The sequence below is a fragment of the Myceligenerans salitolerans genome (assembly GCF_017349295.1).
GTDB classification, from domain to species: domain Bacteria; phylum Actinomycetota; class Actinomycetes; order Actinomycetales; family Cellulomonadaceae; genus Myceligenerans; species Myceligenerans salitolerans.
This window is the reverse complement of record NZ_JAFMPK010000049.1, coordinates 61,034-83,966: the sequence shown is the minus strand read 5'-3', so window position 1 is coordinate 83,966 and position 22,933 is coordinate 61,034. Positions and strand designations below refer to the sequence as shown.

General features: G+C 71.9%; 22 protein-coding genes. 12 read left to right on the top strand and 10 right to left on the bottom strand.

Annotation, left to right across the window (positions count from 1 at the left end):
* The first annotated feature begins 1 nt into the window (after position 1).
* Positions 2–532, top strand: a complete 531-nt coding sequence (locus J0911_RS19560) for a flavin reductase family protein (protein WP_207277186.1) — start codon at positions 2–4, stop codon at positions 530–532.
* 61 nt (positions 533–593) lie between these two features.
* Here the strand turns inward: J0911_RS19560 and J0911_RS19555 are convergent, their stop codons facing one another.
* Together J0911_RS19555 and J0911_RS19550 are read right to left on the bottom strand one after the other, a co-directional pair.
* Positions 594–1,460, bottom strand: a complete 867-nt coding sequence (locus J0911_RS19555) for a hypothetical protein (protein WP_207277185.1) — start codon at positions 1,458–1,460, stop codon at positions 594–596.
* Positions 1,457–2,263 (bottom strand): maleylpyruvate isomerase family mycothiol-dependent enzyme, encoded by an 807-nt coding sequence (locus J0911_RS19550; protein WP_207277184.1) that lies wholly within the window; start codon positions 2,261–2,263, stop codon positions 1,457–1,459. Before J0911_RS19550 ends, J0911_RS19555 begins: the two co-directional genes overlap by 4 nt.
* 170 nt (positions 2,264–2,433) lie before the next feature.
* Between J0911_RS19550 and J0911_RS19545 the strand changes: the two genes are divergently transcribed.
* The 5 genes from J0911_RS19545 to J0911_RS19525 are packed head-to-tail and all read left to right on the top strand — an operon-like array spanning position 2,434 to position 6,743.
* On the top strand, positions 2,434–2,997 hold the full coding sequence (locus J0911_RS19545) for a DUF5987 family protein (protein WP_207277183.1): 564 nt from the start codon (positions 2,434–2,436) through the stop codon (positions 2,995–2,997).
* Positions 2,994–4,595, top strand: coding sequence for an FAD-dependent oxidoreductase (locus J0911_RS19540; protein ID WP_207277182.1), 1,602 nt, complete (start codon positions 2,994–2,996; stop codon positions 4,593–4,595). Before J0911_RS19545 ends, J0911_RS19540 begins: the two co-directional genes overlap by 4 nt.
* Positions 4,592–5,098, top strand: a complete 507-nt coding sequence (locus tag J0911_RS19535; protein WP_207277181.1) for a DUF2505 domain-containing protein — start codon at positions 4,592–4,594, stop codon at positions 5,096–5,098. The genes J0911_RS19540 and J0911_RS19535 overlap by 4 nt, the downstream gene beginning before the upstream one ends.
* On the top strand, positions 5,095–6,048 hold the full coding sequence (locus J0911_RS21255; protein WP_207277180.1) for a 3-oxoacyl-[acyl-carrier-protein] synthase III C-terminal domain-containing protein: 954 nt from the start codon (positions 5,095–5,097) through the stop codon (positions 6,046–6,048). Before J0911_RS19535 ends, J0911_RS21255 begins: the two co-directional genes overlap by 4 nt.
* A gap of 14 nt (positions 6,049–6,062) precedes the next feature.
* Positions 6,063–6,743: a hypothetical protein gene (locus J0911_RS19525; protein WP_207277179.1), complete on the top strand. Its 681-nt coding sequence runs from the start codon at positions 6,063–6,065 to the stop codon at positions 6,741–6,743.
* Between the two features lie 18 nt (positions 6,744–6,761).
* Here J0911_RS19525 and J0911_RS19520 read toward each other — a convergent pair whose 3' ends face one another.
* Both J0911_RS19520 and J0911_RS19515 read right to left on the bottom strand, forming a co-directional pair.
* Positions 6,762–7,955 (bottom strand): alpha-hydroxy-acid oxidizing protein, encoded by a 1,194-nt coding sequence (locus tag J0911_RS19520; protein ID WP_207277178.1) that lies wholly within the window; start codon positions 7,953–7,955, stop codon positions 6,762–6,764.
* Positions 7,952–8,413, bottom strand: coding sequence for a helix-turn-helix domain-containing protein (locus J0911_RS19515; protein WP_207277177.1), 462 nt, complete (start codon positions 8,411–8,413; stop codon positions 7,952–7,954). The genes J0911_RS19520 and J0911_RS19515 overlap by 4 nt, the downstream gene beginning before the upstream one ends.
* A gap of 337 nt (positions 8,414–8,750) precedes the next feature.
* Between J0911_RS19515 and cmdF the strand changes: the two genes are divergently transcribed.
* Genes cmdF through J0911_RS19485 form a run of 6 tightly spaced genes read left to right on the top strand, consistent with a single transcriptional unit; the run spans position 8,751 to position 16,804 of the window.
* Positions 8,751–11,927 carry a tyrosine 2,3-aminomutase gene (cmdF, locus tag J0911_RS19510; RefSeq protein ID WP_207277176.1) on the top strand — a complete coding sequence of 1,059 codons (3,177 nt, stop codon included), beginning with the start codon at positions 8,751–8,753 and terminating at the stop codon, positions 11,925–11,927.
* Positions 11,924–12,604, top strand: a complete 681-nt coding sequence (locus J0911_RS19505; protein ID WP_207277175.1) for a DUF899 domain-containing protein — start codon at positions 11,924–11,926, stop codon at positions 12,602–12,604. The genes cmdF and J0911_RS19505 overlap by 4 nt, the downstream gene beginning before the upstream one ends.
* Entirely contained in the window at positions 12,601–13,185 is a 585-nt protein-coding gene (locus tag J0911_RS19500; RefSeq protein WP_207277174.1) for a dTDP-4-dehydrorhamnose 3,5-epimerase family protein, read from the top strand. The genes J0911_RS19505 and J0911_RS19500 overlap by 4 nt, the downstream gene beginning before the upstream one ends.
* Complete coding sequence (locus J0911_RS19495; RefSeq protein WP_207277173.1) at positions 13,182–14,303, top strand: DegT/DnrJ/EryC1/StrS family aminotransferase; 1,122 nt, start codon at positions 13,182–13,184, stop codon at positions 14,301–14,303. Before J0911_RS19500 ends, J0911_RS19495 begins: the two co-directional genes overlap by 4 nt.
* Before the next feature lie 30 nt (positions 14,304–14,333).
* The gene (locus tag J0911_RS19490) at positions 14,334–15,509 is read left to right on the top strand and encodes an epoxide hydrolase family protein (protein ID WP_207277172.1); all 1,176 of its coding nucleotides are present in this window, start codon (positions 14,334–14,336) and stop codon (positions 15,507–15,509) included.
* On the top strand, positions 15,506–16,804 hold the full coding sequence (locus J0911_RS19485) for an NDP-hexose 2,3-dehydratase family protein (RefSeq protein WP_207277171.1): 1,299 nt from the start codon (positions 15,506–15,508) through the stop codon (positions 16,802–16,804). The genes J0911_RS19490 and J0911_RS19485 overlap by 4 nt, the downstream gene beginning before the upstream one ends.
* 27 nt (positions 16,805–16,831) lie before the next feature.
* Here J0911_RS19485 and J0911_RS19480 read toward each other — a convergent pair whose 3' ends face one another.
* The 6 genes from J0911_RS19480 to J0911_RS19455 are packed head-to-tail and all read right to left on the bottom strand — an operon-like array spanning position 16,832 to position 22,852.
* A complete protein-coding gene (locus tag J0911_RS19480; protein ID WP_207277170.1) occupies positions 16,832–17,017 on the bottom strand; it encodes a helix-hairpin-helix domain-containing protein in 186 nt (61 codons plus the stop codon).
* Positions 17,014–18,651: a (2,3-dihydroxybenzoyl)adenylate synthase gene (locus J0911_RS19475; protein ID WP_207277169.1), complete on the bottom strand. Its 1,638-nt coding sequence runs from the start codon at positions 18,649–18,651 to the stop codon at positions 17,014–17,016. Before J0911_RS19475 ends, J0911_RS19480 begins: the two co-directional genes overlap by 4 nt.
* A gap of 10 nt (positions 18,652–18,661) precedes the next feature.
* Positions 18,662–19,969: a salicylate synthase gene (locus J0911_RS19470; RefSeq protein ID WP_207277168.1), complete on the bottom strand. Its 1,308-nt coding sequence runs from the start codon at positions 19,967–19,969 to the stop codon at positions 18,662–18,664.
* A 1-nt stretch (position 19,970) separates the two neighbouring features.
* Positions 19,971–21,242, bottom strand: a complete 1,272-nt coding sequence (locus tag J0911_RS19465; RefSeq protein ID WP_207277167.1) for a GNAT family N-acetyltransferase — start codon at positions 21,240–21,242, stop codon at positions 19,971–19,973.
* Positions 21,243–21,260: 18 nt separating this feature from the next.
* A complete protein-coding gene (locus J0911_RS19460; protein ID WP_207277166.1) occupies positions 21,261–22,562 on the bottom strand; it encodes a condensation domain-containing protein in 1,302 nt (433 codons plus the stop codon).
* Entirely contained in the window at positions 22,559–22,852 is a 294-nt protein-coding gene (locus J0911_RS19455; protein ID WP_207277165.1) for an acyl carrier protein, read from the bottom strand. Before J0911_RS19455 ends, J0911_RS19460 begins: the two co-directional genes overlap by 4 nt.
* Between the last annotated feature and the right edge of the window lie 81 nt (positions 22,853–22,933).

The window sequence follows — 22,933 nt, the reverse complement described above, 5'->3', positions numbered from 1 at the left end:
CATGGATCTCGACGCCCGGCACCTGCGCACCGCGTTCGGTTCGTTCGTCACGGGAGTGACCATTGTGACGGTCGGCGGGCCGGTGCCCCACGCGATGACGGCCAACTCGTTCACGTCCGTCTCCCTGGCCCCCGCGCTCCTGCTGGTGTGCGTGGCGAAGGACGCGAGCATGCACCACCGGCTCGAGACCCAGGAGCACCTGGGGATCTCGGTGCTCGGAGAAGGACACCACCGCGAGGCGCGATGGTTCGCCGACCCCACACGGCCACGTGGGCCGGCCCAGTTCGCGGACGTGCCCACCGAGATCGGCCCCCGCACCGGTGTGCCGCTGATCTCGGCGGCCATCGCGACCTTCGAGTGTCGTCGGCGCGAGATGTACTGGGGCGGCGATCACTCCATCGTGCTGGCCGAGGTGATCGACGCGGCCTCGCCGCACCCCGATCCGAGCGCGCTCGTGTGCCTGCGCGGGAAGCTGCACCGGTGGTCGGCGCGGTCCCCCGTCGGGCTGGAGGAAGACAGCTGGGCCACGTGACGGTCCCGATGGGCCGACCGCCTCTGGCGGCCGGCCCATCGGGACCGTCGTCGTGCAGCTCTCAGATGACCAGCAGCGGGATCCGGACACCCCAGTACGCCACCGAGAAGGTGCCCAGAGCCAGCAGCACCCACCCACCGATGGTGGGCAACAGCCGGGGGCGTGCCACCGAGATCCGGCGGATCGCCGGTCCGGCGGCCGCGACCACACCGAGGAACAGCAGGGCGACGAGCGCCAGGTTCCCGAGCGCCACGAGCACCATCAGGGTGGCGGCCACGACGACGTTGCCCGAGCTCACCGCGTCGGCCAGGACCTCACGGAACATCGGGAAGGGCCGTCCCACGACCAGCAGCCCCAGGAGGCAGCCCAGGAGCACGATCCCGCGGGCACCCTGCAGCGGACGCCCCATCAGATAGCGGACCGCCACCGCCACCAGGCCGATCCCGAGGGCCGTGTTGACCAGTGAGGCCTGCGCGAGACGCGCCGGCACCTCGCCGTAGTCGGCCTCGCTGAGCATGGGCAGGGACGATCCCGCGACCACTGCCACGATGCCGTAGCACGCGGCCACGAGCACCATGCCGCCACCCAGCAGCAGGAGCTGGCGGGTGGCGTTCAGTAGCAGCTCCGACCGGGTCTCACCGGAACCGGCCGCCGCGAGCGGGCCCATCGAGGCGAAGCACGCGACGTTGCAGGCCGTGAAGGTGCCGGCGAGTCCGGCCACCCCGGCCATGGCCAGGGATCCGGCCCACCCGGACGCCGCGTGACCGTCGTCGCCGACGAGCGCTCGCGCGATGCCACCACCGATCACGTCGTCGACGAACTCGTACTGCCAGCCGATGGCGAGGCCGGCACCGAGAACGACCGCGAGACCGATCAGGACCGCTCGCGCGGTGCTCCGACCGGACAGAGTCGCCGTCTGCGTACTCATGACCCGCTCCTCTGCTGGAGGAGCGGCCGGCGTCCCGGCCCGCCGCTGCCCCGGTAGGCCTGGGCGATGGACATCCAGTCGCGGACGTGGTCGTTGCTGCCCTCGAGATCGAGGTCGGCGGGGTGCCGGCGTCGGGTCACGAGGAGGGCGAGGTCCCAGGCGGAGCCGCGCACGACGTTGGCCGTCCCGGCGTCGCCGATCGACCAGGTCTCACCCGTGGGGCTGGTCAGCTCGAACCGCAGGCTGGTGTCGTCGGGGACGTCGCGTCCCTGTCCCGGGTAGCCGAAGGTCCGGGTGTGGTAGGCGAACTCACAGATGCTGCGCACGTGCGGTGAGGGCTTTCGCCGGTAGTCGAAGGTGTCACGCACGTCCTGTCCATGGGCGAACGCCTCGGTGGTGCCGGCCATGCACAGCACGGCCGACGGAAGGTCGTTGACCAGCCAGGGCACGATCCGGTCGTCCGGGATACCCGCCAGCGAGTCCAGCGTCGCCGACGAGGTCTGGTGCCACCTGCTGGTCAGCTCACGGTTGGACAGCGACAGGAGGGGGGTCATCGCCTGGGCGACGTTCTTCTCGAAGTCCGAGGACAGTGCGGCGAGCATGGTGCGGAACCCCTCGGGGTCGGCGGCCGCCTGTCCCGCGATCCGGAAGACACTCACCAGGTGGGCGACCTGGTGGCGGACCGACCATCCGGGTGCCGGGGTGGGAGTGTCCCAGTCGTCACCCCCGACGTCGTTGATCAGGTCCGTGAAGGCCTGGACCTCCACGGACAGAGCATGCACGGGCCGATGCGCATCGTTCATCAATGCTCCTTCGGTGCGTTGGGATGTCCTTGGTAGCACCGGCAGGTCGTCAGATGTCGGTCGTGACGTGGCGGTGTCCTGACACCGGCCGCACCGCCGCGGCGGCGCCTTCGCCGAGAGAGCAAGCGGGGAGAGGAGCCGGCCCGGTGGGCAGGTCTAGCGTCCCGGACATGGCGACCGAAGACCTGCCGACGCTGACGGTTCAGCAGACGCGTGCGCTGGAGGCGTTCGCGGACACGATCATTCCCGGATGCAAGCGCGGGGCGGACGACGACGCCGTCGCGGGTGTCTCGGCGACACCAGGGGCCGTGCACGCCGGTGCCCTGGACGTCCTACGACATCCGGCGACCGGAATCTCGGACGGCATCGCCGAGATGGCCGACACCCTCGACACGCTGGCTCGTGCGCCGGGTGGCGCGGGCGAGGCGGATCAGGCCCGGTCCTTCGCGGACCTCCCTTACGAACGGCGTCGCGCCCTCGTCGCCGAGCTCACGTCGCGCGCGAACCCCGAGCGTGACTTCTGGTTCCTTCTCGCGCTGTTCGCCTACATGGCCTACGACAGCAGCCCGCACCGGCCCACGGCGGAGGTGATGCGGGACGCGGGCACGGGGCTGCGAGCCATGGGCTTCGGCCGGCCGGACGACGACGGACTCTGGCGGTTCCCGGTCGCGAGCTACGCGAGAGAACTCGCCGCCGTCCATCCTCAGACCGACGAGAACGGGAATCTGCCATGACCACTGTCGACGCGGTAGTGATCGGATCCGGCTTCGGCGGCTCGATCTCGGCCTTCCACCTGGCCGAGGCGGGGGCCTCGGTGATGGTCCTCGAGCGCGGTCCGGAGCTGGGAGCCCAGGACTTCCAGCACAGCTTCGAGTTCGGCTCCTCCAGCACACGCATCTTCGACTTCACCGCCGGGGACGGCATGAGCGTGCTCGCCGCGAACTGTGTCGGCGGTGGCAGCGTCGTCTACTTCGCGGCCATGCCGCGTGTCCCCGGGTTCATCTTCGACCGGCGCGGTTCCCTCAACCGGCGGCTGTGGCCCGAGGCGATCACCCGCGAGAGCCTGGACCCCTGGTACGACCGCGTCGCCCGGGCGCTCCCGGTCCGGCGCCACGACTGGGACGAGGTCAGCTACGCGGGCGGGCTGTGGGCGGCCATGTGCGACCACGCGGGGCACACGGCGAACCCCCTGCCGTCCGCGGTGGACACCGACCTGTGCACCAACTGCAACTGGATGATGGCGGGGTGCACCCAGGACGCCAAGCGTTCCATGCTGCTGAACTACCTGCCGGGAGCGCGGAAGGCAGGTGCCACGGTGCGTCCGCTGCACGAGGTGCAGCGGATCGAGCGTCTCGACGACGACCGGTACCGGGTCCACTACGAGGAGATCCACCCGGTCGACTACCGGGAGTCCGTGGGCAGCGGCCACGTGGACTGCCGGGTCGTCGTGGTGGCTGCCGGTGCGGGCGCCACGCCCGTCCTGCTGCAGCGGTCCGCGGACGGCCTCGGCGAGCTGCCGCACGCGGTCGGGCGGTACTTCTCCGGGAACGGCGAGCGCATCAACGTCGCGGTCATCGACGACGACGCCGTGGGGAGCACCCTCGGTCTACGGCGTCGGCCGGGGCTGGCCTACGGGGCGAACCAGATCGGCCGTGGCCCCGTGGTCTCGGCGTGGGACAACCTCGACCCGGCGGCCGCGGAGTTCGAGCGGTTCGCCGTCGAACAGCTCTACTTCCCGCCCGGCCTGGGCACCGTGCTCGCCGACACCGGCGAAGCCGGCGGCCAGGGCTGGTTCGGGCTGGGCAAGAAGGAGATGCTGAGCGAGTGGGCCTCCTGGCTCCTCCTCTTCGAGCTCATCGAGGACGACAACGAGGGCGTGTTCGGCGCTCCTCCCGAGCGTGGGAACGCCGAGCGACTCTCCCAGCAGCTGCTCGGCCGAGGCACCCTGACGTACCGGCCCCGGGCGAGCACGCGGGAGGCATGGGCCCGTGCGGACGCCTTCGTGCGCGAGGTGATCACCGAACCCGGGTTCGGGACGGTCACGCCCTGGACCAACGATCTCGTCGGGGCCTACACCGTGCACCCGCTCGCGTCCTGCCGGATCGGTGACGACCCGGCCATCAGCGCCCTCGACGACACGCACGAGCTGCGGGGCCATCCGGGGATCTTCGTGGTCGACGGTTCCGCGGTGCCGACCGCGCTGACGGTCAACCCGTCGAACACGATCGCGGCGCTGGCCGAACGCGCCGCTCCCCACATCGTCGAGCGTCTGCGGTCGCGCGGCGTGGACGCACGGTACCGAGGAACACTTCCGACCGAGGAGCGAGCATGAGGATCGAGCACCAGCGTGAGCTGCCGGGAAGTCCCGCCGAGGTCGTCGCTCTCATGCACGACGAGGGCTTCCAGCGCCGCAAGGCCGAACGGCTGGGCGCTCTGGACTTCGGCATGGACGTGACGGAGACGGAGCGGGGATCGACCGTGGTGACGCGCCGCAGGACCGCGACGACGACGATGCCGGAGTTCGTCCGCGCCATGGTGAGGGCGACGATCACCGCGCACGAGACGGAGGAGTGGGGTTCGTGGGGCCCGGACGGGAGCCGTGACGGCGTCTTCCGGGTCGAGGTGGACGGGGCGCCGATCGGTCTCGTCGGCGGAGTGCGGGCCGAGGCCGCAGGGCAGGAGCGTTGCCTCCTCACGTTCTGGGGCGAGGTCGAGGCGCGGGTCCCGATGTTCCGCGAGCGCGTGGCGCGCATCGGTGCCGGCCCGATCTCGGAGACGATCGAGACCGAGTTCCGGCTCCTGGAGGAGTGCCTGAGGGCCGGGAACGCGGCGTGACGCCGACCGCGATCCGCGGTGTCGGGGTGTATCTGCCGGCTGCGTCCGAACCGGTCGAGGACGTCCTGCTCAGGAACGGCGTTCCTGAGCAGGAGCGCCGGTACTACCGCGACTTCTTCGGGTTCGGCCGCGTGCGCCGGGATCCCGGCCGGCCGTTGGAGGAGCAGCTGGCCGATGCGGCGAGGCCGCTCCTCGACGCGTCCGTCGCGGCGAGCATCCGCTACGTCATCCACGCACCGACCGTCCAGTTCACGGCCCCCTACCCCGAGGCGGTCACCGCCCGGGTCGCGGAGCTGCTCGGGCTCGACCGGGCGGTCCCGTTCGCGCTGTCCCAGCACGCGTGCGCCTCCGCGCTGCTGGCGGTCGAGGCGGCGGGGCTGCTGCTGGACCGGTCCGGTCCGGGCGGGCAGGTGCTGGTGCTGGCGGGGGAGAAGACGTTTCGCGGTGAGGGCGAGGTGATCGAGGGGTCGGCGGTGATGGGCGAGGGAACGGCCGCCGTCCTCGTCGGCCGGGGTGGCGGAGACCGGATGCTGACGCTGGCGACACGCACGCTGGCCGGCTTCCACGAGGCGCCGTTCCTGACGGTGGAGGCGGAGCGGGCGTTCACCGTCGCCTACATCGAGGCGCTGAGCGGCGTCATCCGTGACGCCCTGGACGACGTCGGGCTGGCCGCGGAGGACGTCGACCACGTCTTCCCCCACAACGTCAACCGGATGTCCTGGCTGCGGGTCCGGCAGCAGGTGGGGCTCGGCGCCGAGGTGATCCGGCTCGGCGGCCAGGCGACGAGGGGCCACTGCTTCGGCGCGGACCCGTTCATCGCATGGCACGAGAACCGCGAGCGGCTGCGTCCCGGCGACCGCTATCTGCTCGTCGCCGCGGGACTCGGAGCCACCCTGACGGCCGCCCTCTTCGAGCACGGCGGAGCCCGGCCACCGGACGGCGCGTCGTGAGGTGGCCGTTGCCGTTGACGGGGATCCGTACCGACTCCGTGTTCGCGCGCCGGCCGTTCCGGGCCCACACGGACCGCTTCTACTCCGCGCTGGGGGAGCGGTACGGTCTCCCCGCGCCGAGTGCGGCGGGCCTGCGAACCACCTTCGCCGACATGGTGCGGACGTTGCGCGCGCTGCCGGGGCACCCGCTGCACGAGGAGCACGCCACCGAGCTGGTGGTGCTGGCGCACGCCGGCACCGACGCCGAGGCGTCCTGGCCCGCTCCCGTCCTCAGCGCGCAGCTGCCGGGGGTCCGCAGGGCGTTCGCCGTCAGCGACCTGGGACCGGTGAGCGGGTTCGCCGGTCTCGAGGTGGGTGGCGCCTACGCCGCCGCGATGCGGTGCGACCGCGCCGTGGTCGTCCTGATGGACCAGGACCGGCCGATCGTCCGCGCCGAGGACCGCACCACGTGGGCGACCCGGGCGGTCACCCTCGTGCTGGGCGGTGAGGGGCCGCCCCTGGGCCACCTGGACGTCTCGGTGACGCGAGGGGCCGCCCAGACGCCCGGGCTCCCGCCGTCGTCCCCGCCGACGACGGGAGCCTGGTGGCATCTGCCCGATACGCTGCCGGCCGTGGAGGACGTCGTCGTGACCGGGTACGACCCGACCTCGCGGTGCGCGGGCCGCTGCCGGATCGTCCCGGCCGGCAGGCAGTGAGCATCTCTGCCGGATCTCCTAGGGTGCCGGGACCACCAGGTCCCGCCCGACCTGCCGGATGTCGTGGAGTCCCAGCAGCCCGAGGGTGAGGTCGAGATCCGCGAGGAGCCCTTCGAGGACGTGGCGGACACCGGCCTCGCCCCCCACGCCCAGCCCGTAGACGTACGGGCGCCCGACCAGCACCGCCCGCGCACCGAGCGCCAGGGCCTTGATCACGTCGGCTCCGTTGCGGATCCCGGAGTCGAACAGCAGCGGCACCTCGTCACCGACCTCGTGGGCGATCGCGACCAGGGCGTCGAGCGCCGCGACGGCGCCGTCGACCTGCCGGCCGCCATGGTTGGACACGACGATCCCGTCGAGGCCGGCGTCGACGGCACGGCGGGCGTCCTCGGGGTGCAGGACTCCCTTCAGCAGGACGGGACCGGGCCACCAGTCGCGCAGGACCGCCAGGTCGTCCCAGGTCCTGCCCGCCGTGCCGAGCTCCCGGTCCCACATCGCCACCGCCCCTCGCGGGTCCTCCTCGGGCGTCGCCGGGAGCCGGGAACGGAAGACCGGGTCCGAGGTGAACATGGCGGTGCCGACGCCGTCGAGCATGGGGAGGAAGGACTGGTCGAGAATCGGCGGGCGCCAGCCGAGCGACATGGTGTCGACGGTCACGACCAGGACCGTGTGCCCGGTGTCCCAGGCACGCCTGAGGAAGCTGCGGGCGATCTCGTCGCTGTTGGGCCAGTAGAGCTGGAACCACCGGGGCGAGTCGCCCGAGGCGGCCGCCACCTCCTCGATGGGCGTCGAGCTCATCGTCGAGGTCACCATCGGTACGCCGAGCTCGGCGCAGGCTCGCGCGGTCGCCCGTTCGCCGTGGGGGTGCACGATGCCCTGCACCCCCACGGGCGCCGCCAGCACGGGCGCCGGCATCCGGGTGCCCAGGAGCTCGACGGTCAGGGACCGGACCGTCGAGCCGGTCAGCATCCGCGGCACCAGGCGCCACCGGTCGAGCGCTGCCCGGTTGGCGGCTTCCGTGGCCCCGGCTCCGGCCGATCCGCTGACGTAGGCCGCCGCGGTGGCGCCGATCCGGGACCGTGCGAGGTCCTCCAGCGCCCGTGGGTCGGTCGGCCAGTGCCCCTCCTGCTTGGCGAAGAGCCGTCGCACGAAGCCGGCGTGTCCGCCGGGCGTCACGTCCGGCTCCGGCTCCGGGACGCCGGCGGCTCTCATGCGGCCTCGAGCAGGTGGGCCCGCTGCTCGCCGTGCGCGCGCGCCCGGTACTCCGTCGGGGAGATCCCCACGTGGATACGGAACCGTGAGCTGAACGTCCCCACGCTCGAGTAGCCGATGCCGACGGTGATGTCCACGACCTTCATCTGCGTGGTCCGCAGCAGGTGCTTCGCGTGCGCCATCCGCACCGCCGCGAGGTAGCGCCCGGGCGAGACCCCGGTGACGTCACGGAACAGCCGGGTGAAGTGGTACTTGCTGAACCACGCGGCTTCCGCCATGTCGTCCACGGTCAGTGCCTCCGCGAACTGCTCGTGCATGAGGGCCTTGGCCCGTTCGACCGCTTCGACCACGTGGGCGGGGTGAGCCGGGCTGATCCTTCGCGGCCCGATGTCGAGGTCTTCGATCGTCGTCAGGGAAGGGTGGGTCGTCGGAACTGCGAAAGCCTGATCGGTCAGCATTGAAGTCCTCCGTCGTCCGGTGTGACTCGGCTGGAGCTGAGGCGTCCTGCAGATGCCGAAGCTAGAGCGACCCGGCGGGCGGCCGGAACGTCCTGATGGGCGCACTTTCGGCTATGCCCTACGGGGCGCACCGCGTCCGGCGGACGCTGCTGAGGGCTGCTGACCTGCGCAGATATGACGTCCGGGCGGCAAGGTGAACGGACGCACTCCTGTCGTGCGATGCCCGCCGCGTTGGCATATCAGGAGAAGAGAAGGGGCGACGCCAACCAGAAGGATGTCGGTTGGAGGCAGGGCCGGTCAGGCGGTCTCCGCGACATACCCCAGGGAGGAGGACGCCATGCGCTCGGTTCTCGCGACAGGACGCACCGCACGAGCGGGGTGCGGGCCCGACGTACCGGCCTGTGCCCACCTCGACATCTGGTCCACGTTCGAGGCGGTGGCACGGGAACACCCCGGTGCGGTCGCGGTCCGGGACTCCCGGACGTCGATCACCTACCGCGAGCTGCACGACGCCGCGATCCGCTGGGCCGACAGGTTGCACGCCCCCGTCACGGACCCGACGGCGGCCGGGTGCGTCGTGACGCAGGTCGACAACGGAGTGGACCACGTCGCCGCCGTGCTGGGGAGCTGGCGGGCCGGGGCGATGGTCGCGGCGCTGGGGCCGGGTGAGCCCGGAACCGCGCTCCGTGCGGAGCTGTCGGCCATCCGGCCCGCGGCCACGCTCGTCGTCGGCCGCGCTCGCGAGCTCTCCGAGCCGGAGGGCACGGCCCGTCCGGTACCGGCCGGCGTCGTCCTCCCGGTGCACGACGACGCACCGCCGCCCCCGGTGACGGAAGCTCCCCCGGCCGGTGCGGTCCTGGGATCGCCGGCGTCGGTGTGCTTCACCTCCGGGACCAGCGGGGTGCCGAAGACGATCGTCCACACCCACCACGCGCTCGTGCAGCTGGCTCGCTGGATGAGCGACGAGATGCGCGTCGGTCCGGGTGACCACGTCGCCCAGTGGGCGGCGCCGGGCTACGACGCCGCCGTCGTCGAACTGCTGGTCGCCCTGCTGTCGGGAGCCACCGCACACATCCCCGAGCCCGGCACGCGCGCCGATCCCGAGGCGCTGCCGGAGTGGCTGGCGGACCGCTCGATCACCTGGTTCCAGACCGTGCCGTCCTACCTGCGGCAGCTGGTCCGTGCCGACGGGGTGCGCGACGGGGGCCTGTCACGGCTCCGCACGGTGGTCCTGGCGGGGGAGAGGATCCCGCCCGCCCTCGTCGGGCAGGTACGGCAGGCTGCTCCGGGCGCCGACCTCTACAACCTGTACGGCCCGTCCGAGACCATCCTGGCCACGTGGTACCGGGTCCCGGACGGTCATCGCGGCGAGGTCCCGATCGGCGCCGCGATCCCCGGCCGGCGCATCCACCTCGCGACCGGCGACGGGCCGGGGACCGACACGGCCAGGCTCGCGATCGAGACCCCGTTCGCGGCGACCGACGCCCGTCGCACTCCGTGGAGCTCCGCCGACGGCCTGGTGCACACCGGCGATCTCGTGCGCCGGCAGGGCGACGACCTGTACTTCGTCGGCCGGGTGGACGACCAGGTGAAGGCGGCCGGACGACGCACCGACCTCGCGGGTATCGAGGCGGTCATCGAGGACGTCCCGGGCGTCCGCGCGTCGTGCGTCCTTCCCATGAGAGACGACTCCGGGCTGGTCACCCGACTGCTCGCGTTCGTGGTCCACGACGCCGGTTCGCCCACGGTGTCGGATCTTCGCGCTCGGTGCCGTGCACGTCTCGGCGCCGGGCTGCCCCCTATCCAGTTCGTCCGGCGGGACACGTTGCCGCGCAGCCGCGGTGGAAAGGTTGACACGATGTCACTACTGCAAGGCCAGGACGCTTCTGTTCCCCCGGCAGCCACCGCGCCGTCCGCGGTGCGCCTGGACGGCCGCTCCCTCACTCCGGAGCAGGTCAACAGGGTCGCGTACGACGACGTCGCCTGCCACGTCCCGACGGAGGTCACGGAGCAGCTGGTGCGCAGGCGCCGCGAGTTCGAGGACCGCATCGCCTCGGGCGAGCCGGTGTACGGCGTCACCACCGGCTACGGCGAGATGATCTACATGCACGTGGACCCGGCACAGGAGACCAGCCTCCAGCACAACCTGGTGCGCAGCCACACCGCCGGGTGCGGCCCCCTGTTCTCCGTGCCGGAGGTGCGAGCGATCATGCTCGCCCGCGCGAACGCGCTGGCCAAGGGGCACTCGGGGGTGCGTCCCGAACTCCTGGAGCGCCTCGTGACCTTCCTGGCCCGGGGCGTCACCCCCGCCGTCCCCGAGTTCGGGTCCCTCGGCGCGAGCGGTGACCTCGCCCCGCTGTCGCACGTGGCCGCCGCGTTGATCGGCGAGGGGCAGGTGGTGGATGCGGGCGAGGTGCGGCCGACCCGTGACGTGCTCGTCGAGCGCGGTATCGACCCCTCCTTCGACCTGCGTTACAAGGAAGGGCTCGCCCTCATCAACGGCACCTCGGCGATGACGGGCGTCAGCTCCGTGCTGGTCCACCGGGCCCGGACGCAGGTCTGGCACGCCGAGATCATCGCCGCCCTGGCGATCGAGGCGCTGGAGGGATCGACGGGCGCGTTCGAGTCGGCGGGTCACGAGATCGCCCGTCCGCACCCCGGCCAGATCGCGTCCGCGAGGACCATGCGGAATCTCCTGCACGACAGCGGAGCGGCCGTGTCCCACGAGGCACTGCGGCAGGCGGCCACCGACTCGCGGGACTTCTCCGCCGGTAGCGTCAGCCGCACCGAGGTCTACCTCCAGAAGGCGTACAGTCTGCGGGCCGTCCCGCAGGTCGTCGGTGCCGTGCGCGACACCCTCGCCCACGCCTACCGGACCCTGGGCGTCGAGCTCAACTCGGCCAACGACAACCCGCTGGTCTTCGACGACGAGGAGATCTTCCACGGCGCCAACTTCCACGGCCAGCCGGTCGCGTTCGCCATGGACTTCACGGGACTCGCGCTGACGCAGCTCGGCGTGCTGTCGGAGCGGCGGACCAACCGGCTCCTCAACCGCAACCTCAGCGGGCTCCCGGAGTTCCTCGTCGCGGGAGACCCCGGGCTGAACAGCGGTCTGGCCGGGACCCAGTACGCGGCGACGGCTCTGGTGGCGGAGAACCGCACGATCGGCAGCGCCAGCATCCAGAGCGTGCCGAGCAACGGCGACAACCAGGACGTCGTCAGCATGGGGCTCATCGCGGCCCGTAACTGCCGCCGCATCCTGGACAACAACGACTACATCCTCGCCGTCGAGGCGATCTCCGCGGCGCAGGCCGTCGACCTCGGCGGGACCCGGGAACGACTCGGCCGGGCCGGCCGGGCCGCCTACGAGGCGATCCGTGCCCGCAGTCCCTTCATCGCCCAGGACCGTGTCATGACCGGGGACGTGGAGGCCGTCCGCGCCCTGCTCCACGGTGGTGAGCTGGCCGCGGCGGTGTCCGGGACCGGTACCGAGCTGGAGGAGGTGGCCCCGTGATCCCCACGGTGGACCGCGAGACCTGGTGGACGGCACGGCGGAAGTTCCTCGACGAGGAGAAGGAGTTCACCCGCGCGCGGGACCGGCTCAGCGCCCGGCGCCGGGAACTGCCGATGATCGAGATCTCGAAGAAGTACACCCTGCACGGCCCGGACGGACCGGTCGGCCTGGAGGACCTCTTCGCCGGCCGGCGGCAGCTGATCGTCTACCACTTCATGGCCAAGTTCTCACCGACCGAATGGTGCCCGATCTGTTCCTTCTGGGTCGACAACATCGGCCACCTCGCCCACTTCCGGGCGCGGGACACGGAGCTCGTCGTCGTCTGCCCCGAGAGCCTCGCCGACGGACTGGCCTACCGCGACTCGATGGGCTGGAGCGTGCCCTGGTTCTCGTGCGCGGACTCCGACTTCTACGACGACCTCCACCAGGTGCTGGACGACGGCGGGGAACCGGAGGCCCCCGGTATCAGCGCCTTCCTGCGCGACGAGGACCGCATCCTGCACGCCTACTCCACGTTCCGCCGCGGGAGCGACATCCTCAACGGCACCTACAACTACCTGGACATCACTCCGCTGGGCCGCCAGGAGACCGACCCGGAGGACCCGATGGGCTGGCTGCGCCCGCACGACTCGTACGCGGACCCCGCCACACCGCGGCACTGCGGGTGTCACGCATGATCGCGCAGGAGACCTCCATCCCGGGCGCGCTGATCCTGCGGGCGGCCCCCGACCCCGACAACCGGGGGTCGAGCACCCAGTTGCTGGACACGCGGGCGTTCGAAGCCGCGACGGGCCGGCCGATGTTCCGGATCGAGCAGCTGTTCCACGGACGCTCGCGGGCAGGGGTGCTGCGCGGGCTGCACTTCACCACGGGCGCGGGCGGCTCGGAGAAGATCGTGTTCTGCATGGGGGGCGAGGCGCTCGACGTGCTGGTGGACCTGCGGCCCGGCTCCCCGGCCTTCGGGCGGTACGAGACGGTCCGGCTCGTGGGCGACGGCGCCACCGGCGTGTACTTCCCGCCGGGTGTCGGACACGCCTACATGGCACTCGCCGACGACACCGTCATCTGCTACCTCCTCTCCAACCCGTACGTGCCCGAGCGTGAGGTCGCCGTCGACCCGCTCGACCCGGACCTCGCGCTGCCGTGGCCGGGCGAGCCCACGGCGATGTCCCAGCGGGACCTCCAGGGCCTCGCCTTCCGGGACCCGGCCGCGCGGGAGTCGTTCCTGCCCTACGTCGAGAAGGGAGCACGAACATGAGCGCATCCGGTAACGGCGTCGGGGTCTGGGCCTATCTCGCCGAGTACGAGCGCGACCGCACCGAGATCCTGGCCGCGGTCGACCGCGTGTTCTCCTCGGGACGGCTCGTCCTGGGCGAATCGGTCCGCGGTTTCGAGGACGAGTTCGCCGCCTACAACGGCGTGGAGCACTGCGTCGGGGTCGACAACGGGACGAACGCCGTGAAGCTCGCCCTGCAGGCGGTGGGGGTGCGACCCGGTGACGAGGTCATCACCGTGTCCAACACGGCTGCTCCGACGGCCGTGGCCATCGACGAGATCGGTGCGGTCCCGGTCTTCGCCGACGTCCGCGAGGACACCTACCTGATGGACATCGACACGGTGGAGGACCTGATCACGCCGCGCACCCGGTGCGTGCTGCCCGTGCACCTCTACGGGCAGTGCGTCGACATCCCGCGGCTGCGCGAGATCACCGGAACCCTGCCGGTGGTCGAGGACTGCGCCCAGGCGCACGGCGCCACGGGCCCGGGCGGCAGGGCCGGAGCGATGGGGGAGGCCGCCGCGTTCTCCTTCTACCCCACCAAGGTGCTGGGCGCCTACGGTGACGGCGGCGCCGTCACGACGTCGGACGCCGGGACCGCACGCACGCTGCGCCGCCTGCGCTACTACGGCATGGAGGAGCGGTACTACGTCGAGGAGACGCCCGGGCACAACGCCCGGCTCGACGAGGTGCAGGCGGAGATCCTGCGCGTGAAGCTGCGCCGGCTCGACGAGGACATCGCGGCGCGTCGCCGCATCGCCGAGAGGTATCACGACGGGCTCGGCGACACCGGCCTGACCCTGCCCGCGATCGGGACGGGCAACGACCACGTCTACTACCTGTTCGTGGCCCGGCACCCGCGGCGGGACGAGCTGCTGAAGCTGCTGGCCGACCAAGGGATCCACCTCAACGTCAGCTATCCGTGGCCGATCCACACCATGCGCGGGTTCGACAAGCTCGGCTACCGTGCCGGCGATCTCCCGGTGACCGAGAAGCTGGCCGACGAGGTCTTCTCCCTCCCGATGTACGCGACGCTCACCCGCGAGGACCAGGACCGCACCATCGCCGCCGTGCGCGACGTGCTGGCCGTCATCGCCTGAACCACGGGACCACACCACACGGAGGTGCACATGAAGCCTTACCAGATCAACGTGTCCGAGGACGACCTGATCGGTTTGCGGAGCCGGATCCGCGGCACCCGCTGGCCGGTGGCGGGGGCTCACGTGGCGCCCGGCAGGGGCGTCGACCTCACGCTCCTGCAGGAGATGGCCGGCTACTGGGCGGACGGCTACGACTGGCGGGCCGCGGAGCGGCGGCTGAACGCGGTGCCCAACTACGTGGCGGACATCCACGGCGCGCAGATCCACTTCCAGCACGTGCGGTCCCCGCACCCGGACGCGACGCCCCTGCTCCTCACCCACGGCTGGCCCGGGTCGGTGGCCGAGTTCGAGCGGCTCGTGCCCTACCTGACCGATCCCACCTCGTACGGCGGCCAGGCGGAGGACGCCTTCCACGTCGTCGTTCCGAGCCTGCCCGGGTTCGGATTCTCCGCCACGGGCGACAGCGGCGGCTGGGACGTGCCGAAGATCGCCACCGCGTGGTCGGAGCTCATGGGCCGGCTGGGCTACGAGCGGTACGTCGCGCACGGCGGCGACGCGGGCTCGCCGATCACGCAGGCGCTCTCGATGATCGATCGCGAGCACGTCACGGGGATCCATCTGACGATGCTCATGACGTTCCCGGCCGTCGACGAGGACCTCGGCGGGTTCAGCGCCCTCGACCGGGAGAGGCTGGCCGCGCTCGACGAGTTCAACGCTCAGCGGAGCGCTTACATGCAGGTGATGGCGACGCGCCCCCTGACCCTCTCCTACGGTCTGACCGACTCGCCGGTGGGTCTGCTGGCCTGGCTCCTGGAGCGGTACCTGGAGTGGACCGACCCCGGCTCCTTCCAGGGCGGGGCGCTCTCCTGGGACGACGTCCTCACCGCGGCCTCGCTGTACTGGTTCACGAACACGGCCGCGACCTCGGCCAACTTCTACTACGAGGGCGCGCCGGCCATGCGCGAGCTGAGCCGCGGGAACGTCCCCGGCCCCAACCCCGTGCCCGCTGCCGTCTCCGTGTTCCCCCACGACATCATGCTGCCGATCCCGGCGTTGGCCTCCCGGTATCTCGGCAACATCGTGCAGTGGCGCGACCACCACCGCGGCGGTCACTTCCCGGCGCTCGAGTGCCCGGAGGCCCTGGCCACGGACCTGCGAAGTTTCGCCCGTGACCTGCGGAAGGCACCACAGATGGCCGTGTCGTGAGTGTGGGCAGCTCCCCGGTCACCGCTCGTGGCCGGCGGGCCCCCGCGAGCATCCTGACCTGGCTGGCCCAGTACCGCGCCGACCACGGCCTCCAGGTCCGGCGCACCCTGCTCGACGGGATGCCGGGCTGGCACTTCGACGACCTCGGCAACCTGGTGCACCAGACCGGACGCTTCTTCTCGGTCCGTGGCCTCGAGACGTTCGACGTCGACAGCCGGCAGGTGGTCGAGAGCGGCCCGATCCTCCTGCAACGTGATGTGGGCGTGCTGGGCATCATCACCAGGCGGATCGGCGGCGTGGCGCACTACCTGATGCAGGCCAAGATCGAGCCCGGGAACCCTGGGCAGGTCCAGGTCTCTCCCACGGTGCAGGCGACGCGCAGCAACTACGACCGTGCCCATGGGGGAGGGGCGACCGCCTACCTGGACTGGTTCCTGCCCACCCCGAGCGGGCAGGTGGAAGCCGACTCCCTGCAGGGCGAGCACAGCGCGGTCTTCTTCCACAAGCACAACCGGAACATGATCATCTCCGTCGACCAGGACATCCCCGAGAGCGAGAGCCACCGCTGGCTGACCCGCACCGAACTGCGCGACTGCATGTGGCAGGACCATGTCCTGAACATGGACAGCCGGTGCGTCCTCGCTCACCTGCCCACGCTGCCGGTCGGTCCGTCCCGGCACACCGACGCGGAGGTGCAGTCGTGGCTGACGAGCCTGCGGGCCACGGACCTGGCCGAGGCCCGGCTCGTCGGCCTGGACCAGGTGCCGTACCTGGGCGACCGGGGTGTCATCCAGGCATCGGCCGACTTCCGGGTCGTGGGCGTCCAGGTCTCGGGCGGCAACCGGGAGGTCGTCGGCTGGTCGCAGCCCCTGGTGGAGTACACGTCGACCCGGGAGGAGCTGCTGCTCGTCGCCGAGCACCGGGGCGAGCCGCACCTGTTGATCCAGGCGAGGCGCGAGGCAGGGTCCCGTGCCGGCTTCGAGGCGTATCCGTCGGTGACCCACGTCGGCCGCGACTCCCCGCTCTCCGAGGAGCTGCGGGAGCTCGCTCTCTCGTCGCAGGCCGAGATCGTCTACAGCACCGTGCACTCCGAGGAGGGCGGCCGGTTCCTGGGTGCGAACTCCCGGTACACCATCGCCCGGGTGCCGGACGCGGTGATGGAGCGTCCGCTCCCGGCCGGGTACCTGTGGGTCACTCCGGCGCAGGCGCAGATGCTCACCATGGGGAGCTACACGGTGTCGGTGCAGATGCGCACGATGCTGGCCGTCCTCACCACGGGCTGCGTGGTGCTGTGACGGCCGGCCCCCGGCCCGCCCGGCCGATCAGGACGACAGGCCGGCGTCGCGCAGCGCCGTGCGGAGCGTCGAGATCGCGCCCGGGCCGACGCCGTGGAGCTCCTCGATCGCGTCCAGGCCGCGCTCGGCCACGCCCTCGAGGGTGGTGATGTCCTGGCCCGTGAGGGCCCGGACCGCCGGCGCCGCCAGGTTGTCGGGCAGGGGGTGAGTCATGCTGTCGACCTCTCTTCTCGTGCGGGTGCGAGCTGCCGGCGCAGGGCCTTCTTGTCGATCTTGCCGACTCCGGTCAGAGGGAGGGCATCGACGACGTGGAGCTGCTCCGGGTACTTGATGCGCGCGGCACCCGCCGCGCGCATCTCGGCGTGGATGTCGTCCAGTGTCACAGTCTGGCCCGGACGAGGGACGATGACCAGGCCGACACGCTCACCGAGCGCCTCGTCCGGCAGAGCGACGGCCGCGGCGTGCAGGACCCCGGCACAGCGGTACGCGATCTCCTCCACGTCCTCCGCGGAGACCTTCTCGCCGCCCCGGTTGATGATGTCCTTGTCCCGTCCCTCGACGACGAGGTTGCCGTCGGGCCGCCGCCGGACGACGTCGCCCGTGCGGAACCAGCCGTCGGCGGTGAAGGCGTGGCGGTTGTAGGCGGCGGCGTTGACGTAGCCCCTGGGCGTATAGGGGCCGCGGGTGACCAGGAGCCCCGGGGTGTCGTCCTCGACGACACCACCGTCCTCGTCGAGGATCCGGATCTCGTCGTGAGCGCTCATCGGACGGCCCTGGGTGCCGGTCACGACGTCGTCCGGGTCGTCGAGGCGTGTCATGTTGATCAGCCCCTCGGCCATGCCGAACACCTGCTGCAAGGCGCAGCCCAGCTCGGGCCCGACGCGGCGGGCGACGCTGTCGGCCAGCCTCGACCCTCCCACCTGCAGCAGCCGGAGCGATTCGAGGTCCGCGCGGGCTGCGGGCTCCTGCCGTACCGTGTCCAGCCATCGCTGGGCGATGGTCGGGACGAGCGCCGTCATCGTCACCCCGTGCTGTCGGATCAGCGGGAAGCAGACCTCCGGCCGCGGTGACGGGGAGACGACGACGGTGCCCCCGACCCCCAGGACCCCGAGAATCCCCGGGCACGCCAGGGGGAAGTTGTGCCCCAGCGGAAGCACCGCCAGGTACACGGAGGAAGACGAGAGGGCACAGACGTCCGCGGCCGTCCGGGCGTTGTACCCGTAGTCGTCGTGGGTGCGGCAGATGGCCTTGGGGAGACCGCCGGTGCCGCCGGAGAGCAGGAAGACCGCCGGGTCCTCGCCGCGCGGTACGGGTTCCCCGGACCCGTCCGCGGACGGCACGCCGCCGGTGGACCGTACGCACGGAACCAGCGTGTCGACGTCCACCGCCCGTTCGAGGGGGGACCGTTCCACGACCCGGCGCGCCAGGGCGAGGTGGTCCACCCCGCGCACCACGGCGGTGACGAGAATCGCGCGCGCCCGCGTGAGCTCGGCCAGGTGCGTGAGCTCGCGCTCGCGGTGCCCGGTCAGGCACATGACCGGGACGACGCCGCGGCGCAGGCACGCCAGCAGCAGCGGGACGAATCTCCAGGTGTTGGCGACCTGGACCAGGACGCGGTCGCCCCGGCGCAGACCGGCGGCGGCCAGGCCGGCCGCGGTCGCGTCGGCGGTGGCGACCAGATCGCCGTACGTCAGGCTGGTCTCGGGGTCGCGGACGGCGACCGCGGCCGGCCGCGCCGCGGCGCGGCGCAGGATCGCGTCGCCCAGGTTCTCCCCACGCCACAGCCCGCCGCCGCGGTACCGGTCGGCGACGACGGCGGGCCATCTCACGATGTCCTGGTTCGGCATGACGAGCCCCTCACGCGCGCACGATGGAACGGGACACGGACGCGAGCTTCTCGCAGGTCTCGATGAACTCGCGCCGCGGCTCGGACTGGGGGACGATGCCGGCGCCGGCACGGATCCAGCACCGCCCGCCGGAGGAGTAGACCGACCGCAGGACCAGTGCGGAGTCGAGGCTGCCGTCCTCGCGCTGGACGAAGACGGCGCCCGAGTACAGGTCCCGGGGAGAGTTCTCGAGGTCGACGATCGCGGCGAGCGAGACGTCGCGGGGGATCCCGCTGGCGGTCACCGCGGGGAAGGCGCTCTTGAAGGCGTCCCACGGCGTCCTGCCGCCGGCGAGCCGCCCCCGCACCACCGATCCGAGATGCTGCACGGATCCGCGGCGCTTGACCGCCATGAACTCGCGTACCTCCAGGCTCTCGGGGGAGCACACGGCGGACAGGTCGTCGAGCGCCGACTGCACCGAGACGCAGTGCTCGTAGACCTCCTTGGGGTCGGTGAGCAGCTCCGTGCGCAGTGCCTCGTCCCGCACCGGGTCACCGGTCAGCGCCCTGGTCCCCGCCAGCGGCATGATGCGTACGGTTCCGTCGGCGTCGACCTCGGCCACCGTCTCCGGGGGGAAACCCGTGGCCTCGAGCTCTCCGGTGCGCAGACAGAACGAGCGGGCCGGGGTGTTGACGCGCCGGCCGGCCAGATAGGTCCGCGGGACGTCGACCGGGAACGGGACCTCGACCCTGCGCGACACGATCACCTTGCGCAGGTTCGTTCCCCTGACCCGGGTCAGGGCCTGCTTGACCGTCGCCTCGTAGGCGCCTCGGCCGGTTTCCACGTCCACCGCGGTCACCGTTCCGGCGGCTTCCTCCGGTTCGGTCTGCTTGAACCTCTCCGTGGCGGCGACCAGGTCGTCCGGACCCAGCCCCAGGAACGTGGTGCGATCGGCGGTCAGGTGTACCTCGCGTCGGTAGGTCGCGGCATGGACGAGGGTCTCGCCGTCGGCGGCCGCCGACGGCACCGCCGCCGAGAACCCGCACCAGCCGTACCAGTTGGGCTCGCTGATCGGCACGGTCTCGAACACCTCGGGGAGGCGGGCGAGATCGAACCCCTCCCAGCGACGGGGCCCTTCCGGCAGGACGGACGGCGCGCCCGTGAGGGAGATGCCCTCACGGGTCGCCGTGACGACGGCGGCCGGTTCCTCGGCGAACCGGATCCCGTCCGGCCCCTCGACGAGGATGTAGTCGCCGGTGGCGGTCCGGGCCAGTGCGGCCGCGGCCAGGATGGGGTCGTCGGCGGCCGGGCCCACGGCCCGGAGCATGCGGGCGCCCATCTCAGAACCAGTAGCTGATGAACGGGGCACGCGGCGGAGTCGCGAGCATGTCCCACTGGGCGGGCAGTTCGGGCGACGCGCAGCGGATCGCTCCGGCGCGAGCCCATCCGACGGCACTCGTGCCGCCGAGGTAGATCGAACCCAGGGTGCCCACCTCCATCACGAGGTCGGGCTCGGCACCCGGTGTCCGGTCGCAGCGCGCCTTGCCGTCGACGACCTCCATCCGGTACGTGCCGGTGGTGTAGCCCTGCGGGTCGTGGATCTTGATGGACATCCCGGGATGTGAGCCCTGCCAGTGGCGCGCCTCGAGCAGGCGGGGCACGTCGAGCGGCCGTAGCCAGAGCCCGTCCTTCGGGACCGTGCGGATCCAGCGGGCGTCACGGACCCACCAGCGCAGCGGGCTGTCCTGCGGCACGCGCCACGCATGCACCTCGGCGACCATGTCGAGGGAGAAGAGGTACCGCCACAACGACGCCTCCGCCTCCGTGTCGGCCGCAATGAGGTCGACCACGAGCGCCGTGTAGCGGGGTGCCTGCTGGTCGGTCCAGTCCTGGAGCAGGCGGTAGGACAGGAACGCGCGGTCCTCGATCCCCACGCAGTGGAGCGGGCCGCCGGGCATGCCGAGTGCCATCAGCGACTCGGGGCCGGCGTCCTCGGGATCGAGCAGGAGCCGGTCCCAGGCCGCGTCGGGAGGGATGACCTCGCCGGGCGTGCCCGACGACACCCGCGCGTAGACCGACATCGCGGTGGCCCGGGCCTGGGGACCGTCGAGACGCGTGAGGCCACCCGCGTCGCCCGGCGCGTCGTCGCGGAAACCGGTGCGGTGGATGTCGATCTCGACGCTGTCGTACCAGGTGGCCGGGCCGTAGCCGAACCGCCGGTAGATGGGCCACTCGGAGACGCCACCCGCGGCCAGCGGCACGTCCTCCTCGACGGCGCGGTCGTGGAGGCGGTCGAGCGTCGCTCGCATCAGACCCTGACGGCGCAGCGTCTGGTGGCACGAGCCACCGGTGCAGCCGGCCAGCGGGATGGTGGTGCCGCCAGGAAGGACGAAGTCGCGGTTCATCGAGGTGTTCGTGGCCACGGGTCCGCGTTCGTCGCTGATCAGCAGGCACCGGTCCGGAGGGTGCGTGCCCCGGAAGTAGCTGACCAGGCCCGGGTCACCGCTGGGCGGGGAGCCGAAGGCCCCCTGCCAGGCGTCGAGCCACTGGCCGTACTGCTCGTCGGTCAGCCCTTCGACCATCGTGTAGTCGGAGTTCAGGGTGGTGCGCATGGTTTCCTCCCGGAGCGATCAGATGACGACGGGCTGATCGGGTGCTGCGACCAGGGCGCCGAGGGACTGGGTGAACCCCTCCGCCATGGCACGGACGGAGGGCTCCTCCCAGCGGTCCACGCTGGAGCTGAGGGCGTAGTAGACCGCGCCGTCCGAACCGCGCTCGATGGTCCACAGGATCGCGTCGTCCGGGATCCCCGGCCCCGCGTCCTGGGAGCGGACCCGATGGATGCCGGCGAAGCGGACGTCCCCGGCCGTGACCAGCTGGGAGCCGGCCGGGCTCTGGAACATCGCGAAGCCCGGAACCACCATCCCGGGGCGTTCCAGCCCGGCGAGCTGAGCGCCGGCGATCCCCAGGAGCTCGACGAACGGGACCTCGTGCGTCAGCGACTCCAGTGCCGCGCCGCGAACCGCACGGATCGCGTCGCGGAACGTGCGGGCGCCCTCGAGGTCGACGGGGAGCGGGCACATGTTCGCGAAGTACCCGACGGTGTCGGCCCACTTGTCGTCACGGCGACCGGGGCCCGCGGTCAGCATCCAGACCAGTCCTCGGCGGCGGCCGGTCGCCCGGGCGAGCTCGATCGCGTGAGCGGCCAGGAGCACCATGTAGCCGGACGCCCGGGCCTCCTCGGCGAGCCGGTGCACGCCGGCGGACACCGACGCGTCGAGCGCGAACCGGTCGACGCGCGTCGTCCCGCTCGGATGCTCGGCCGCGGGGCGGTCGGACTCCAGGACGTACGCCTCGGTGCCGGAGAGCCGGTCCGCCCAGCCGGAGTCCTGCGAGACCGCGTCCTGCTGCGCCGCGTAGTCGGCGTAGGCGGGTGGCGCCGCGACGTCCTCGCCCGCGTACAGCCGGGTGACGTCGCGCAGCAGCACCTCGATCGACCACACGTCGATCAGGGGCAGGAATCCGACGAGGACGAGCACGGCGTCGTTCTCGTCGAACCGGCCCAGGTACCCGCGCAGCGGGGGGAAGTCCCGTTCGGAGAAGGGGCTCTCCTCGCAGGCGGCCACGAACTCCTCAGCCGCGCGGTCCCGGGCGTCCGGGGCGAGGTCGTCCGCGTCGAGGCCGCGTTCCTCGATCCGGACGGCCGCCGTCGCGCGGATCTCCTGCCCGTCCGGGTGGACGGCGGCGCGGGTCTGGGGGTGGAGCTCGACGGCGCGCTGGATCGCGGTGGCGAGGCGGCCCGTGTCGAGCGGGCCGTCGATGCGCAGGGCGCCACTGGAGATCGGGCGCTGTCCGAACCCGGCGGTGCTCCCGTCGGTCTCGTGCTGGCCACGGAGAAAGTTCTGTTCGAAGGTGAAGGGGAAACTCGTCATCGGCTGGCCCCGTCCGGGTCGTCGGTCACGGTGTCGGCGCGCTCCCTGAGCGTGCGCAGCAGGTCCTCGAGGCTGGGATCGTCGAACAGGTCGGTGAGGGTGACCGTGACGCCCAGCCGGGCCAGGCGGGACCTGAGCCGGTTGGCGGCGATCGAGTGCCCGCCGAGCGAGAGGAAGGTGCCCGGCGTCCCGGGGGCGATGCCGAGCACCTCTGCCCAGCACTCACCGACGGCAGCGGCGAGATCGTCGGTCACGGTGCTGTTGGTTCCGGACACGTCGTGGGTGGTCACACGGCCAGTCTCGGAGGCCCCTCGGGGAGATCTCTTCTTCCCCAGTGCGCTGCTCGCGTGCGGCCTGACGGCGTTGTCGAA

Excerpts from the sequence above, each read along its gene's own strand:
- J0911_RS19460 (WP_207277166.1), bottom strand. The coding sequence starts at position 22,562 with ATGACGAGTTTCCCCTTCACCTTCGAACAGAACTTTCTCCGTGGCCAG.
- J0911_RS19465 (WP_207277167.1), bottom strand. The coding sequence starts at position 21,242 with ATGCGCACCACCCTGAACTCCGACTACACGATGGTCGAAGGGCTGACC.
- J0911_RS19545 (WP_207277183.1), top strand. The coding sequence starts at position 2,434 with ATGGCGACCGAAGACCTGCCGACGCTGACGGTTCAGCAGACGCGTGCG.
- J0911_RS19480 (WP_207277170.1), bottom strand. The coding sequence starts at position 17,017 with ATGACTCACCCCCTGCCCGACAACCTGGCGGCGCCGGCGGTCCGGGCC.
- J0911_RS19540 (WP_207277182.1), top strand. The coding sequence starts at position 2,994 with ATGACCACTGTCGACGCGGTAGTGATCGGATCCGGCTTCGGCGGCTCG.
- J0911_RS19470 (WP_207277168.1), bottom strand. The coding sequence starts at position 19,969 with ATGGGCGCCCGCATGCTCCGGGCCGTGGGCCCGGCCGCCGACGACCCC.
- J0911_RS19495 (WP_207277173.1), top strand. The coding sequence starts at position 13,182 with ATGAGCGCATCCGGTAACGGCGTCGGGGTCTGGGCCTATCTCGCCGAG.
- J0911_RS19560 (WP_207277186.1), top strand. The coding sequence starts at position 2 with ATGGATCTCGACGCCCGGCACCTGCGCACCGCGTTCGGTTCGTTCGTC.
- J0911_RS19515 (WP_207277177.1), bottom strand. The coding sequence starts at position 8,413 with ATGCTGACCGATCAGGCTTTCGCAGTTCCGACGACCCACCCTTCCCTG.
- J0911_RS19475 (WP_207277169.1), bottom strand. The coding sequence starts at position 18,651 with ATGCCGAACCAGGACATCGTGAGATGGCCCGCCGTCGTCGCCGACCGG.
- J0911_RS19550 (WP_207277184.1), bottom strand. The coding sequence starts at position 2,263 with ATGAACGATGCGCATCGGCCCGTGCATGCTCTGTCCGTGGAGGTCCAG.
- cmdF (WP_207277176.1), top strand. The coding sequence starts at position 8,751 with ATGCGCTCGGTTCTCGCGACAGGACGCACCGCACGAGCGGGGTGCGGG.
- J0911_RS19500 (WP_207277174.1), top strand. The coding sequence starts at position 12,601 with ATGATCGCGCAGGAGACCTCCATCCCGGGCGCGCTGATCCTGCGGGCG.
- J0911_RS19520 (WP_207277178.1), bottom strand. The coding sequence starts at position 7,955 with ATGAGAGCCGCCGGCGTCCCGGAGCCGGAGCCGGACGTGACGCCCGGC.
- J0911_RS19535 (WP_207277181.1), top strand. The coding sequence starts at position 4,592 with ATGAGGATCGAGCACCAGCGTGAGCTGCCGGGAAGTCCCGCCGAGGTC.
- J0911_RS19490 (WP_207277172.1), top strand. The coding sequence starts at position 14,334 with ATGAAGCCTTACCAGATCAACGTGTCCGAGGACGACCTGATCGGTTTG.
- J0911_RS19555 (WP_207277185.1), bottom strand. The coding sequence starts at position 1,460 with ATGAGTACGCAGACGGCGACTCTGTCCGGTCGGAGCACCGCGCGAGCG.